The sequence below is a fragment of the Oricola indica genome (genome assembly GCF_965227485.1).
GTDB lineage: Bacteria > Pseudomonadota > Alphaproteobacteria > Rhizobiales > Rhizobiaceae > Oricola > Oricola indica.
This window is the reverse complement of sequence record NZ_OZ245747.1, coordinates 1,424,038-1,437,725: the sequence shown is the minus strand read 5'-3', so window position 1 is coordinate 1,437,725 and position 13,688 is coordinate 1,424,038. Positions and strand designations below refer to the sequence as shown.

Here is a 13,688-nt window from a genome sequence, read left to right as displayed (position 1 = left end):
GATTACTGCGCCAGCCACGCCTGGAACTTCGCGTCCAGGTCGTCGCGATTGTCAGCCCACCACTCGTAATTGTAGAGGAAGGTGTTCTTCGCGTTCTCCGGATCGGTCGGCATGTGCGGCGCCATGTCGATGCCGAGTTCCGCATGCTTGCCGACGAGCGGAGCAGACGACAGGCGTGCCGGACCGTAGGAGATGTACTTGGCCTGGTCGGCGAGGCGCTGCGTATCGGTCGCGAATTTCACGAAGTGAAGCACGCGGTTGAGACGGTCTTCCGGAAGGCCTTCCGGAATGATCCAGCCATCAAGGTCGAACACCTGCGCGTCCCAAAGCATCTTGAAGGGCTGGCCCTGCTCCTCTATGGCCGAGAAGAAACGGCCGTTGTAGGAAGAGGCGAGAACGACTTCTCCGTCGGCGAGAAGCTGCGGCGGCTCGGCAGCAGCCGACCACCAGACGACCTGATCCTTGATCGTGTCGAGCTTGGCGAGCGCCTGTGCCACGCCCTCGTCGGTCTCCAGCACGTCATAGACGTCTTCCTTGGCGACACCGTCGCACAGGAGAGCCCATTCCATGTTGTTGATCGGGCGCTTCTCGAGCGAACGCTTGCCCGGGAAGGTTTCCATGTCGAACATCGCGCAGATGTCTTCCGGCTCCTTGCCGCCCCATTCCTCGACATCGGCGCGGTATGCGGCCGTGGTCGAGTAAACGATCTGCGGAATGAAGCACTCGGAAACGAGCAAGTCGCCGAAATCGTCCGAAGCCGGCGTGCCGTCCGGCGCATCGGCCAGTTCGGCGTCCACGTCCATCGGACGCGCGAGGCCTTCGTCGCAGAGGCGGATGCCGTCAGAAGCGACAACGTCCACGAGATCCCAGGTCACATTGCCGGCCTCGTTCATGGCGCGCAGCTTGGCAACGGCCTCGTTCGAGCTTTCATCCCAGACGAAGGTGACACCGGTCATCTCCGCGTAGGGCTCGGAGTATGCCTTGACCTGGGAAGCCTGATAGGCGCCACCCCAGGAAACCAGGGTCATTTCATCGGCGCAGTTTTCGCACGGCTCGAGGTCTTGCGATACGACCGGGCCGGTAAAGCCGACGCTCGCAACGGAAGCTAGGAGCAACATCTTCAATTTCATCATATTCTCCCTTTTGATGAAGGCCGGACGGGGTCCCCGTCGCAACCATTTCTGCAGACCCCCATAAGGGCCGGCAATTCAGTGAATTCTGTGTCAGGCGACGGCGTCGAGGGCCTTGCAGTCCTTGGCGGCCCAGCCGATCTTGTGCATCTGCCCCTTCTTGAGATCCCACCGTTCGCCGCGATTGCGCACCTTGACGATGAACTCGTCATTTCCGGCCACCTTCATGCGAACGCGAATGTGATCACCCAGGTAAATCAACTCCTCGACCAGGCCTTCTACCTGATTCTGGTGCTGGTCGGTCGGGATGACTTCGATACGCTCCGGCCGAAGCGAGATCGTCGTCTTGCCGCCAACGCCGCTTATATTGACCGCATCGGCGACGAGCTCGGTACCATCGGGGAGGCGAACCCGGCACTCCTTGCCGTTCACTTCGGTGACTTCGCCCGTCAGCTTGTTGTTCTCGCCGATGAACTGCGCAACGAAGGAATTCTGCGGCTCCTCATAGAGCACATCGGGTGCCGACAGCTGCTGGATGACGCCGTCATTGAAGACCGCCACGCGGTCCGACATCGTCAGCGCCTCTGTCTGGTCATGCGTCACGTAGACGATGGTCACGCCGAGATTCTCGTGGATGTGCTTGATCTCGTACTGCATCTGCTCGCGCAGCTGCTTGTCGAGCGCGCCCAGCGGTTCGTCCATCAGCACGAGTTCCGGATCGAAGACCAGAGCGCGCGCCACGGCCACGCGTTGCTGCTGACCGCCGGAAAGCTGGGCAGGCCGACGCGCACCGAATGAACCGAGCTCGACCATCTCAAGCGCCCGCTTGACCTTCTTTTCCTGCTCGGACTTGTCCATGCCCCGCACCTGGAGCGGAAAAGCAAGGTTCTCCGCCACCGTCATGTGCGGGAAAAGCGCATAGTTCTGGAAAACCATGCCGATGCCGCGCTTGTGCGGCGGCACGTTGTTGATCGGCCTGTCGTTCAGGAAAATCTCGCCATGGGTCGCCGGCTCGAAACCTGCCAGCATCATCAGGCAAGTGGTCTTTCCGGACCCGGACGGTCCCAGCATGGTCAGGAACTCTCCCCGGGCGATGTCCAGATTTAGGTTTTTGACGACCAGCGTTTCACCATCGTAACTTTTCTGCACGCTTTCGAAGCGGACAGCCGCACCCCGGTTTTCGCTCATGTCATATCCCTGTACGTTCCCAACACATCACGCACGCGGCGCGCATCCAAGCCAAAAAGTCCATTCTAAGCGCTTCGGGCCTCGATTTGCCCCATGAAAGCGAAAGAGCTTGCCGGTTGTAAAGGGATAACAGCAACTTTTTTCGGCAGCGGTGGAATCACGCCATTTGTTTACGCAAACGTATGAAGCGTCATCTGACGGAATGATCGGCGACCAGAACGCCGGTTACCGCGTCATAGACGACGATCCGGCCGGTGCCCGACTCGGTGGATCCATAGAACACGATCTTGCCGTCGCCATAGGCGGTATCGGTCACGTCGAAACCGTCCGGCAATTCGATGACCGCACGCGCCGTCCCGACCGAACCGGAACCGGCGCCGGACTTGTAGACAACGGCCCCGAGCACGGCCATAAGGCCGATCAGCATGATACCGATCGACACAACCATCAGCCGCGCAAGTTTGCGGCGAACCCGCTCCATCGCCGGATCGAGCGGCTTTTCCTCGTCGTGATCGTCCTGGATATTGGTCATGACGAAGGGCCATAACGAAGCGGAGGCCGAATTGAAAGCCTTCACCGCGGACGACGATGCCGCAGGCGCCCGGCTGGACCAGTGGCTGGCCGGACAGACCGCGCCGGAGCTTTCCCGAAACCGTATCAAGCAATTGATCGAGCAAGGGAATGTCCGTCTGAACGGCACACGGGTCACCGAACCGAAGCGAAAGGTGAAATCCGGCGATATCGTCGAGATCGCAATGCCGGAGCCGGAAGCGCCGGAGCCTCTCGCCGAAGACATCCCGCTCTCCGTCCTGCACGAAGACGACGACGTGGTCGTCATCGACAAGCCCGCGGGGCTCGTCGTCCACCCCGGCCCGGGAAATCCTGCGGGAACCCTGGTCAATGCGTTGATCGCCCATTGCGGAGACAGCCTTTCGGGTATCGGTGGCGTACGCCGGCCCGGCATCGTGCATCGCCTCGACCGCGATACCAGCGGCGTCATGGTGGTTGCCAAGAACGACCGCGCGCACCAAGCGCTGAGCGCGCAATTTGCCGATCACGGCCGAACAACGGAAATGGAACGCGCCTACCTCGCGCTCGTCTGGGGTACGCCAGACCGCATGACCGGGAAGATCGAGACGTTTCTCGGCCGATCCTCGCGCGACCGGATGAAACAGGCCGTCGTGCCGGAAGGCCGCCCGGACGCGCGCCATGCCGTCACGCATTTCCGAGTGATCGAGCGCTTCGGCGATCCAAGCGGCGCGACCCCTGTCGCAAGCCTCGTCGAATGCCGGCTCGAAACCGGACGCACGCACCAGATCCGGGTACACATGGCCCATATCGGCCATCCGCTGATTGGCGATCAGTATTACGGGAAGAGCTTTGCCACGAAAGCCAAGGTTCTGCCGGAGCCGTTGCGCCGCAGCGTCGAAATGTTTGGCCGTCAGGCACTGCACGCAGCCCATCTCGCCTTCAATCACCCGGCCACCGGCGAATTGATGCGGTTCGAAACACCGCTTCCCGCCGACATGATGGAACTCGTGGCGGGCTTTCGTCGTTTCCACGACAGAACTTGAATCCGGTTACGGCAATACCTATCTGGCTTATGTGGGCGAGAAGGCTCTGCCGCTTGCCCGTTTTTCTGCGTCCGGTCGAAATCGACGGATGCGCCAACGGTTTGCCGCAATCATGCGGGAACCTCGATAAAACGAAAGGGTGCTGACTGAATGGCCCAGACGAATCTCCCCAGCCTCTATGGCGGTGAAGGCGGCCTGACCCGCTATCTCGAGGAAATACGCCGTTTCCCCATGCTGCAGCCGCAGGAAGAGTACATGCTCGCCAAGCGCTATAACGAGCATGACGATCCTGACGCCGCGCACAAACTCGTTACAAGTCACCTGCGCCTCGTCGCCAAGATCGCGATGGGTTATCGCGGCTACGGCCTGCCGATCGGCGAAGTGATTTCCGAAGGCAATGTCGGCCTGATGCAGGCGGTCAAGCGCTTCGAACCCGAACGCGGTTTCCGTCTCGCCACCTATGCGATGTGGTGGATCAAGGCCTCGATCCAGGAATATATCCTGCGGTCGTGGAGCCTCGTGAAGATGGGAACGACCGCCAACCAGAAGCGGCTGTTCTTCAACCTGCGCAAGGCGAAGAACAAGATCCGCGCACTCGGCGATGCCGATCTCAATCCCGAGCAGGTCAAGAAGATCGCCACGGAACTGCAGGTCTCGGAGGAGGAAGTCACCTCCATGAACCAGCGCATGTCCGGCGACGCCTCACTCAATGCGCCGATCAAGGCGAGCGACGGCGAAAGCGGTCAGTGGCAGGACTGGCTCGTCGACGACAGCGACAGCCAGGAACAGATGCTGATCGACGAAGACGAGCGCGAGCAGCGTTCCGCCCTTCTTCATGATGCCATGGACGTGCTCAACGACCGCGAACGCCGCATATTCGAGGCGCGCCGCTTGGCGGAGGATCCGCTGACGCTCGAACAGCTCTCCGGCGAATTCGATATCTCGCGCGAACGCGTACGCCAGATCGAGGTCCGCGCCTTCGAGAAGGTGCAGGACGCGGTCAAAGCTGCGGCGCTGGCTCAGCAAAAGGCGCTGCGCCAACCGGAAGCGGCGGCCTGAACCAGATCGACGATCCAGACGAAAAAAGGCCGGGCAATGCCCGGCCTTTTTGTTGATCCGCAGATCGCGGCTACTGGGTCCGTTCCCAGGCCGACATTACGTCGTTGAACACCTGATCGCCGGGAATGCCCTTCTCCAGCGTGATCAGCGCGCGCCGACCGCTGATATATTGCATCGGAATATCGATCCACTGCTGCCGGCGCATCAGGTTCAAATTCGTCTCGATCGCCGTGTCGGCATCCGTCAGGGCGATCAGGAAGATATTGGTATCGAGCGGCGCAGCCACCCCGATCAGTGCATTGCCCGGATCCTGTTCGGTCCCCTTGAAGGTGATGCGCTGGACGTCCGCGATGCCACGCCCCTCGAATGAATCGGGGACCCTGAAGAACAATTCGATCACGTGGCTGGCCGGGAACGTATCGTCCTCGTTGCGGCGGATCGTCATTTCCATCGTCATGCCGAGATCCGGAATTGTCGCTTCCGCGCGGATCGCCGGTTCGAGCGGAGCGTCGCCGCCCGGCGATTCCTGAACGACGGACCAGACTGTCGAGCCCGCCTCGGCCGTGCCCGCCTGGGTCCCGGTGCGTTCCTGATAGAAAATCGCGCGCTGGCCGACAGGCAATGAAGACGGTTGCGAGCCATTGTCGGACGCCGTTGCGGGCTCGGTCGTCCCCGCATCGCTGTCGGGCTGCGTCGCCCCGTCGCCCGGCGATTGTCCGGCTACGGATGTCCCTTCGCCGCCAGACCCCGGTGTATTCGCCGGTCCCTCGTCGATTTCCCGACCGTCGGGCGTCAGTCTCTGAGTGAATTTCGGCGGACCGTCGCCAGCCGCCGCATCGTCCGCATTTGCGGTCTGGGGCGCATCGCCGCTGTTGTCGGTATCATCGATGGTCACGGTCGTGCTGGGCACTTCCCTGAGCGGCAGGCCGTCCTCTGTGGTCCGCACCACCTCCGGGCTGGGCCCGAAGAAGGTCACGCCCAGATAACCGACGACGCCGGCAACCAGCAGCATGCTGACGGCGATCGCCGCCCAGAGCAGCGGGCGACTTCCACGTCCGCGCGGCGGCGGGGGCGCCTGAATGGTCCCGCGCTCGCCCTCGGCGGCCAGATCCGGGGCGTCGCTGTCGGGCCCTGTCGTTTTTCCGAACGCGCCGTCGCCGGCTTCCTGCTCGGCAAGAAACGCGGCCAGCGGGTCTTCCTGGGATGCCGGCGCCTCGGCAGGTTCGTCGAGAACCGGCTCGTCCGGCTCGGCGTAAGTTTCCTCGATCACGGCAATCGCCGCCTCGAGTTTTTCATACTGGCGCTGGATCACGGCTTCGGAGGGCCGCTTCGGCAAGGCATCGATTTGCCGCCCGATGGTCGCCCTCGCGCGCTCATAAACCTTCGCACGCGTCTCGGGCGACGGATCGACTATTCCGTCCAGCGTCTTTCTGAGGACCGCCTCAAAATCTGCCATTCATTCGACCTATGCGTGCGTTGCCCCGGGGTTAGCGTAGTTGAGCGGCAGAAAAATGGAAACTGTGCTCAATTTATGTCCCCTGCTCTAATCATGAAACGGATCAGTCACAAGGATGGTGTCGTCGCGCTCCGGGCTGGTCGAGAGGAGCGCCACCGGCGCGCCGATCAGTTCCTCGATGTGACGGACATATTTGACCGCCTGCGCCGGCAGATCGTTCCATGTCCGCGCGCCGGCGGTCGTCGCCTTCCAGCCTTCCACGGTTTCGTAGATCGCTTCGACCCGCGCCTGCGCTCCCTGGCTGGCGGGCAGATAGTCGATTTCCTCGCCATCGAGCTTGTAGCCAACGCAAATCCGGATCTCGTCCAGCCCGTCCAGCACGTCGAGCTTGGTCAGCGCGATCCCGGTGATTCCGTTGATCGCGACCGCCTGCCGAACCAGCACGGCGTCGAACCAGCCACAGCGCCGCTTTCGCCCCGTGACGGTGCCGAATTCGTGACCGCGCTCGCCGAGGAACTGGCCGATATCGTTGTCCTGCTCGGTCGGAAAGGGACCTTCGCCGACCCGTGTCGTGTACGCCTTGGTGATCCCGAGCACGTATCCGACGCTGCCCGGCCCGATTCCGGACCCGGTTGCCGCCTGCCCGGCGGTGGTGTTCGAGGACGTCACGAAGGGATAGGTGCCGTGATCGATATCGAGCAACGTTCCCTGCGCGCCCTCGAAGAGGATTCGCGCGCCCCGGCGGCGGTAGTCGTCCAGTATCTTCCAGACCCGGTCGATATAGGGAACGATCGTCTCCGCCACCGACCGCAATTCGTCCATCAGCGTCTCGTGCGCTACCTCTTCATAACCAAGGCCTCGACGGAGCGCATTATGATGGGTGAGCAGCCTGTCGACCTTGGCGGGCAACGTCTCCATGTTCTTCAGGTCCATGGCACGGATGGCGCGCCGGCCCACCTTGTCCTCGTAGGCCGGGCCGATGCCGCGCCGCGTCGTGCCGATCTTGGTGCCGGAATTGGAGGCCGCGTCTTCCCGGATGCCGTCCAGTTCGCGGTGGACGGACAGGATCAGGGCCGTGTTCTCGGCAATGCGCAGGCGATCCGGTCCGACCGTGACGCCCTTTTCCGCCAGCCGCTCAAGTTCGGCCACGAAGGCATGCGGATCGAACACGACGCCATTGCCGATGAGGGAGAACTTGCCTTCGCGCACCACGCCGGAAGGAAGCAGCGACAGCTTGTAGCTCACGCCGTCGATGACGAGCGTATGGCCCGCATTGTGGCCGCCCTGGAAGCGTACGACCACATCGGCGCGTTCGGAGAGCCAGTCGACAATCTTGCCCTTGCCCTCGTCGCCCCACTGGCTTCCGATCACCACAACATTGGTCATTTGGTCATTGTCCCGACTTGAATATGCAAACCCGCGGCCTTTTAGACGCTGGACGGCAAAATCGCGATAGGCAATTCGCGTAATTCCGCCTTGCCCGCAGAAAACAGCGATTTTACGCCGAATCTCATCTGTTTACGCATGAGCATCCTTCCGATAGTGCTCACCTTCCCTCCGCATCGGACATCGTGAATGCCCCCCGCAACGACCAATCGAATTGCCTATCTTTTCCTGCTGTTCACCACCCTGTTCTGGGGCGGAAACGCGATTGCCGGAAAACTGGCGGTTGGGCACATCCCGCCGATGACCCTGACAGCCCTGCGGTGGACGGCCGCTTTCGCGATCATGTTTGTGATCGGCTTTCCCACACTGCGCCGGCAATGGCCCGAAGTGCGCCGGAACCTCCCGGTGATGCTCATGCTCGGCGCGGTCGGCTTTACGATCTTCAACATCGCTCTTTACTCGGCGCTGAAATACACGTCGGCGATCAATGTGACCATCGAACAGTCCGCCATGCCGCTGGTGATATTCGCGGCCAATTTCGCCCTTTTCGGCATGCGCGTCGGCCCGATCCAGCTACTGGGGTTCGTTCTGTCGATTATCGGCGTGGCGATCACCGTTTCCGGCGGGGATCTCGCCAGGTTCGCGACCCTTGAAATCAACCGCGGAGACGCGATCATGGTGCTCGCGGTCCTCGCCTATGGCGGATACACGGTGGCGCTGCGCTACAAGCCCGCACTCGATTGGCGGCCATTGATGATCGTGATGTCATTCTCGGCGATGCTGACCGCCTGGCCATTCGCCATATGGGAGCAGATGTCGGAGACGGGATATGCGCCCGATCTGACCGGCTATGCCATCGTCATCTACACCGTGATCTTCCCATCCATCCTGTCGCAGGTTTTCTACATGCGCGGCGTGGAACTGATTGGACCGAACCGCGCGAGCCTGTTCATCAATCTCGTGCCGGTTTTCGGCACATTGCTGGCGATCGTCATTCTGGGAGAACGTTTCCACCTGTTCCACGCCGTGGCGCTGGCCATGGTCATCGGCGGCATCTCGCTCGCCGAGCACGGGGTGAAGCGGAAAATCAAATCCGGTCGCTGACGTCGGACCCCGCATCCGTCACAGCATAGGTCGGTCTTGTGGCGCGTCCGGGCAGCGGCCGGATTGGAACCCGGATAATAGCACGAAATCGATGGCAGACGAAGCCGCCCGTTGATCACTTTTCATGCGATCTCTCGCAGTCACGACCTGCTGACGGAAGGGTGTCAGTAGGCCTTTGATAGTGGTCCGGCAGATGCAATTCCCGCACGACACTTGCCCGAAGGATCGCTTCCATGAATTTCGTCTCGATACGCATCATCACCGATGACATCAAACGCCTCGTCGAGTTCTACGCCCGCGTGACCCGGCTTGAGCCCGCCTGGTTCGGAGAGGATTTCGCCGAAATCGCCACGATCTCCTGCACCCTCGCGATCGGCAGCACGCGCACCCTGCAGATGTTCGAGGCCGGGGACACCCGTGCGGGCGCCAATCGCAGTGCGATCATCGAGTTCCTCGTCGATGATGTCGATGCGGAATACGAGCGGTTGAAACCGTTCCTGAAAGATGTCGTGCAGGAACCGAAGACCCTGCCATGGGGAAACCGCTCTCTGCTTTTCCGCGATCCCGACGGGGCCTTGGTCAATCTGTTCACCCCGGTCAGCGCGGACGCTATGCGGAAATTCGGCCGGTAGTCGCAAAAACGGCCCCGGACCGTTCAAGTCCGGGGCCGTACATGCAGCTATGCAATTCGCCGCCTAGACGTCGAAGACTAGCGGTTTGGCGGACAGGATTTCCGGGAATGCCCGAACCTCGTCGAGAACCTCTTCGCTCACCAACTCGTCGACATAGAGCAGCGCGATCGCGTCGCCGCCCGGCCGGTTACGGCCAAGCTGGAAGTTGGCGATGTTGACGCCGTGCTTGCCGAAAGTCGTACCGAGAATGCCGATGATGCCCGGCGCGTCATTGTTGGTCGTGTAGACCATGTGCTGCCCGATCTCGGCATCGAGATTGATGCCCTTGATCTGGATGAAGCGCGGCTTGCCGTCGGAGAACACCGTACCGGCGACCGAGCGGGTATTGTTGGCCGTCTTCACCGTCAGCTTGATATAGCCGTCGAAAACGCCCGACTTGTCGCGTTTGACCTCCGAGACGATGATGCCTTTTTCCTTCACCATGATCGGCGCGGAGACCATGTTGACGTCGGCGACCTGCGGACGGATGAGGCCAGCAAGCGCAGCCGAGGTGAGCGCCTTGGTGTTCATGTCGGCTGTGATGCCGTCATAGAGGATTTCCACCTCCTTGATGGCGCTTTCCGTGACCTGGCCGACAAATGCGCCGAGCGTTTCGGCGAGCTTGACGAAGGGCTTGAGGCGCGGCGCTTCCTCCGCCGTGATCGACGGCATGTTGATCGCGTTGGAAACCGCGCCCTTCAGCAGATATTCCGACATCTGCTCGGCGACCTGCAGCGCGACATTTTCCTGCGCTTCCGCCGTCGATGCACCCAGATGCGGCGTGCAGACCACGTTCGGCAGATGGAACAGCTCGTTCTTGGTGGCCGGCTCGACCTCGAAGACGTCGATGCCGGCGCCGGCGACCTTGCCGGATTTCAGCGCCTCGACCAGATCGGTTTCGACGATCAAACCGCCACGCGCGCAGTTGACGATGCGCACACCCGTTTTCATCTTCGCAATCGCTTTCGCGTCGATGATGTTGCGCGTCTTGTCTGTCAGCGGCGTATGCAGGGTGATGAAGTCGGCCCGGGCGAACAGATCGTCCAGTTCCACCTTCTCCACGCCCAGTTCCATCGCCCGCTCCGGCGACAGGAACGGATCGAAGGCGACAACGTGCATTTTCAGGCCGATGGCGCGCTGGGCGACGATCGTACCGATATTGCCGCAGCCGATGAGGCCAAGCGTCTTGCCGGTGATCTCGACGCCCATGAACTTGGACTTCTCCCACTTTCCGGCGCTCGTCGAGGCATGCGCCTCGGGCAGCTGACGGGCGACGGCGAAGATCATCGCGATAGCGTGTTCGGCCGTCGTGATCGAATTGCCGAACGGGGTGTTCATCACGATGATACCACGCCGCGAAGCGGCCGGAATGTCGACATTGTCGACGCCGATGCCGGCCCGGCCCACGACCTTGAGGTTGGTCGCCGCTTCGATGACCTTCTCGGTCACCTTGGTCGCCGAACGGATCGCCAGGCCATCATACTGGCCGATGATTTCGAGCAGTTTTTCCTTGTCCTTGCCGACATCCGGCAGGAAGTCGACGTCAATGCCGCGGTCCTTGAAAATCTGCACGGCGGTTTCGGACAGCTTGTCCGAGACGAGTACGCGAGGTGCCATGGAAGGCCTCCTTCAATGTGAATGAAAACGGGAAAACGGGGCGGCCGTAGCCGCCACCGGGAAATCGTCAGGCGGCTGCCTTGAGCGCGGACTTTTGCGCTTCGAACGCCCAGTCGAGCCACGGCATCAGCGCCGCCAGATCGGATGTCTCGACGGTCGCACCGGCCCAGATGCGCAGGCCGGATGGCGCATCGCGATAGGCGCCGATATCGAAGGCGACGCCTTCCTTGTCGAGCGCCGAGACGATCGCCTTGGCGAACGCCGCCTGCTCCTCGTCCGAAAGAGCGGTGATATCCGGATCGACGATCTTCAGACAGACCGACGTGTTGGAACGCGTTGCCGGATCGATCGCAAGATTCTCGAGCCAGGAACTGGCATCGACGTGATCCTGGATTGCCCTGAAGTTGGCGTCCGCGCGGGCCATCAGACCATCGAGACCGCCGACCGACTTCGCCCAATTGAGCGCATCGAGATAATCTTCGACGCAGAGCACCGACGGGGTGTTGATCGTCTCGCCCTTGAAGATGCCCTCGATCAGCTTGCCGCCCTTGGTCATGCGGAAAATCTTCGGCAGCGGCCATGCGGGCGTGTAGGTTTCCAGCCGCTCCACGGCACGCGGAGACAGGATGATGACGCCGTGACCGCCCTCGCCTCCGAGAACCTTCTGCCAGGAGAAGGTCGTGACATCGAGCTTGGCGAATTCCAGAGGCTGGGCGAAGGCCGCCGAGGTGGCGTCGCAGATCGTCAGCCCCTCGCGGTCGGCGGGGATGAAGTCGGCATTCGGAACGCGCACGCCCGAGGTCGTGCCGTTCCAGGTGAAGACGACATCGCGCGAGAAATCGATGGTCGAAAGGTCCGGCAATTCGCCGTAGTCGGCCTCGATCTTGCGAACATCGTTCAGCTTCAGCTGCTTGACGACGTCGGTGACCCAGCCGGATCCGAAGGATTCCCAAGCCACCATGTCGACGCCGCGTTCGCCGAGCAGCGACCAGAGCGCCATTTCGACGGCGCCCGTGTCGGAAGCCGGCACGATGCCGATCCGGTAATCGTCCGGCACGCGAAGGATTTCACGCGTCAGCGCGATTGCGTCTGCGAGCTTGGCCTTGCCGGGCTTTGAGCGGTGGGAACGGCCGAGTACGGATGTGTCGAGGTTTTCGACCGCCCAATCGGGGCGTTTCGCACAAGGACCAGAAGAAAAACGGGGATTGGCCGGACGCATGTCCGGCGTAGGGAGTGTCGCTACCATAATATTCTATCCTTCCAGATAGTAGCCTCTCGTTGGGGAGAGGTGTCCCACCGCGGGCATTACTCCCGGGGACATTCGCGGTCAAGGTGATTTGCGAAGGCTGCGGCAATTTTCATCGGAACGACAAAAAAGGGCCGCCGAAGCGACCCTCTCGTCCCCGCCGTGATGGCGCGCCTACCAGATGTTGTAGCGCAGGCCGAAATTCACCTGGTGCGTTCCGTAGCCGTTGGACGACAGCCCCGCCCCGGTGGTGCCGCCGGTGGACAGGATCTTCGCGCCGAAATTCATGTAGCGATAGGCGGCCTCGATGGTCACATTGTCGGTGACGTTGTAGCCAAGGCCCGCGGTCACGCTGTAGCCGAGGCGATAATCGACGCCTTCGGACACGGTGCCCGGCTGGGTATAGGGTTCGTTGGGTCCCGGCTGCTCCGCGACGCCGAAGGCCTGGCAACCCTCCTCGCGCACGGAGGCGCTGCGCGGAACGCAGACCACGGAATCGAGTTCCTCGCGCCAGGCGAGACGGCCGATGCCGACGCCCGCGCCGACGAAAGGCGTGAAGCCGTAGAAAGTGCCGAGATCGGCATAAACATTCGCCATCGCGTAGACGACATCGTATTCGACATTGTCCTGGTCGATACAGTTCGTGATGAAATCGTCGCCGATATAGGTGTATTCGTCGCCGTTACCATTAACGTCGACAAAGGTTCCCCAGCCGTTACAGGGATTGGCCTCGCCGGGCTGAACGGCCAGCGGGTCGCCGAGATTGGCGCTGAATTCGTCCTCGTACATCAGCTCCGATGTCGAGTAATTCGTGCCCGCCAGACGCCCGATGCCGGCATCCATGCGCAGGAAATTGTTGAAGCGGTAGCCGGCACCGACGGCGAAGTGGATCTTGTCGGTGTAATTGTTGTCCACATACGTGCTGAAGGCCGGGTTGCCGTAGATGCTGACGTCGTGATTGCCATTGAAATTGATGCCGAGATCGCCGCGGATATACCAGCCCGACCCGAGTTCGGCCGGCTTCTGGATGAAATTCGCATCATCGACGAAAATGCCGTCCATGTCGGCGGCAACCGCCTGGGATCCCGCCATGAATGCCGTCGCAACGCCAATGGCACAGATCCGTTTCTTCAATTTCGTCATGGCTCAACTCTCTTGCGCTGACCGGGACACAGCGGAATCGCATCCGGCGGAGCCCCCTTCACGCACTATTAAGGATAAGAGTTAAGCCGTAGTTAAGCATGTTCCTTAACCCGA

Annotated in this window: 12 protein-coding genes; 4 read left to right on the top strand and 8 right to left on the bottom strand. The window is 61.5% G+C overall.

Annotated features, from left to right (window positions below):
- Positions 1–2 precede the first annotated feature (2 nt).
- From ACQK2M_RS07300 to ACQK2M_RS07290, 3 genes are all read right to left on the bottom strand, one after another.
- Positions 3–1,130 carry an extracellular solute-binding protein gene (locus ACQK2M_RS07300; protein WP_425417244.1) on the bottom strand — a complete coding sequence of 376 codons (1,128 nt, stop codon included), beginning with the start codon at positions 1,128–1,130 and terminating at the stop codon, positions 3–5.
- Between the two features lie 93 nt (positions 1,131–1,223).
- Complete coding sequence (locus tag ACQK2M_RS07295; protein WP_425417243.1) at positions 1,224–2,318, bottom strand: ABC transporter ATP-binding protein; 1,095 nt, start codon at positions 2,316–2,318, stop codon at positions 1,224–1,226.
- A 190-nt stretch (positions 2,319–2,508) separates the two neighbouring features.
- On the bottom strand, positions 2,509–2,850 hold the full coding sequence (locus ACQK2M_RS07290; RefSeq protein WP_425417242.1) for a hypothetical protein: 342 nt from the start codon (positions 2,848–2,850) through the stop codon (positions 2,509–2,511).
- On the opposite strand from ACQK2M_RS07290, the gene ACQK2M_RS07285 reads away from it, so the two are divergent.
- Positions 2,849–3,892, top strand: coding sequence for an RluA family pseudouridine synthase (locus ACQK2M_RS07285; protein ID WP_425417241.1), 1,044 nt, complete (start codon positions 2,849–2,851; stop codon positions 3,890–3,892). The genes ACQK2M_RS07290 and ACQK2M_RS07285 overlap by 2 nt on opposite strands.
- A 150-nt stretch (positions 3,893–4,042) precedes the next feature.
- Positions 4,043–4,951, top strand: coding sequence for an RNA polymerase sigma factor RpoH (gene rpoH / locus ACQK2M_RS07280; protein ID WP_223475975.1), 909 nt, complete (start codon positions 4,043–4,045; stop codon positions 4,949–4,951).
- Positions 4,952–5,021: 70 nt separating this feature from the next.
- On the opposite strand, the gene ACQK2M_RS07275 is transcribed toward rpoH, so the two are convergent.
- Both ACQK2M_RS07275 and ACQK2M_RS07270 read right to left on the bottom strand, forming a co-directional pair.
- A complete protein-coding gene (locus ACQK2M_RS07275; protein WP_425417240.1) occupies positions 5,022–6,407 on the bottom strand; it encodes a hypothetical protein in 1,386 nt (461 codons plus the stop codon).
- Between the two features lie 87 nt (positions 6,408–6,494).
- Entirely contained in the window at positions 6,495–7,793 is a 1,299-nt protein-coding gene (locus tag ACQK2M_RS07270) for an adenylosuccinate synthase (protein WP_425417239.1), read from the bottom strand.
- Positions 7,794–7,982: 189 nt separating this feature from the next.
- Between ACQK2M_RS07270 and ACQK2M_RS07265 the strand changes: the two genes are divergently transcribed.
- Both ACQK2M_RS07265 and ACQK2M_RS07260 read left to right on the top strand, forming a co-directional pair.
- Positions 7,983–8,897, top strand: coding sequence for a DMT family transporter (locus tag ACQK2M_RS07265; RefSeq protein WP_425417238.1), 915 nt, complete (start codon positions 7,983–7,985; stop codon positions 8,895–8,897).
- A gap of 233 nt (positions 8,898–9,130) precedes the next feature.
- Positions 9,131–9,529 (top strand): VOC family protein, encoded by a 399-nt coding sequence (locus ACQK2M_RS07260; RefSeq protein WP_425417237.1) that lies wholly within the window; start codon positions 9,131–9,133, stop codon positions 9,527–9,529.
- A gap of 63 nt (positions 9,530–9,592) precedes the next feature.
- Here the strand turns inward: ACQK2M_RS07260 and serA are convergent, their stop codons facing one another.
- The 3 genes from serA to ACQK2M_RS07245 all read right to left on the bottom strand — a co-directional run bounded on the left by serA (position 9,593) and on the right by ACQK2M_RS07245 (position 13,574).
- Positions 9,593–11,185 (bottom strand): phosphoglycerate dehydrogenase, encoded by a 1,593-nt coding sequence (gene serA, locus ACQK2M_RS07255; protein WP_425417236.1) that lies wholly within the window; start codon positions 11,183–11,185, stop codon positions 9,593–9,595.
- 67 nt (positions 11,186–11,252) lie between these two features.
- On the bottom strand, positions 11,253–12,431 hold the full coding sequence (locus ACQK2M_RS07250) for a phosphoserine transaminase (protein WP_425417235.1): 1,179 nt from the start codon (positions 12,429–12,431) through the stop codon (positions 11,253–11,255).
- 174 nt (positions 12,432–12,605) lie between these two features.
- Positions 12,606–13,574 (bottom strand): outer membrane protein, encoded by a 969-nt coding sequence (locus tag ACQK2M_RS07245; protein WP_425417234.1) that lies wholly within the window; start codon positions 13,572–13,574, stop codon positions 12,606–12,608.
- Between the last annotated feature and the right edge of the window lie 114 nt (positions 13,575–13,688).

What these genes read in the sequence shown, in the direction of transcription:
- ACQK2M_RS07300 (WP_425417244.1), bottom strand. Translation starts at nt 1,130, where the DNA reads ATGAAATTGAAGATGTTGCTCCTAGCTTCCGTTGCGAGCGTCGGCTTT.
- ACQK2M_RS07295 (WP_425417243.1), bottom strand. Translation starts at nt 2,318, where the DNA reads ATGAGCGAAAACCGGGGTGCGGCTGTCCGCTTCGAAAGCGTGCAGAAA.
- ACQK2M_RS07285 (WP_425417241.1), top strand. Translation starts at nt 2,849, where the DNA reads ATGACGAAGGGCCATAACGAAGCGGAGGCCGAATTGAAAGCCTTCACC.
- ACQK2M_RS07290 (WP_425417242.1), bottom strand. Translation starts at nt 2,850, where the DNA reads ATGACCAATATCCAGGACGATCACGACGAGGAAAAGCCGCTCGATCCG.
- rpoH (WP_223475975.1), top strand. Translation starts at nt 4,043, where the DNA reads ATGGCCCAGACGAATCTCCCCAGCCTCTATGGCGGTGAAGGCGGCCTG.
- ACQK2M_RS07275 (WP_425417240.1), bottom strand. Translation starts at nt 6,407, where the DNA reads ATGGCAGATTTTGAGGCGGTCCTCAGAAAGACGCTGGACGGAATAGTC.
- ACQK2M_RS07270 (WP_425417239.1), bottom strand. Translation starts at nt 7,793, where the DNA reads ATGACCAATGTTGTGGTGATCGGAAGCCAGTGGGGCGACGAGGGCAAG.
- ACQK2M_RS07265 (WP_425417238.1), top strand. Translation starts at nt 7,983, where the DNA reads ATGCCCCCCGCAACGACCAATCGAATTGCCTATCTTTTCCTGCTGTTC.
- ACQK2M_RS07260 (WP_425417237.1), top strand. Translation starts at nt 9,131, where the DNA reads ATGAATTTCGTCTCGATACGCATCATCACCGATGACATCAAACGCCTC.
- serA (WP_425417236.1), bottom strand. Translation starts at nt 11,185, where the DNA reads ATGGCACCTCGCGTACTCGTCTCGGACAAGCTGTCCGAAACCGCCGTG.
- ACQK2M_RS07250 (WP_425417235.1), bottom strand. Translation starts at nt 12,431, where the DNA reads ATGGTAGCGACACTCCCTACGCCGGACATGCGTCCGGCCAATCCCCGT.
- ACQK2M_RS07245 (WP_425417234.1), bottom strand. Translation starts at nt 13,574, where the DNA reads ATGACGAAATTGAAGAAACGGATCTGTGCCATTGGCGTTGCGACGGCA.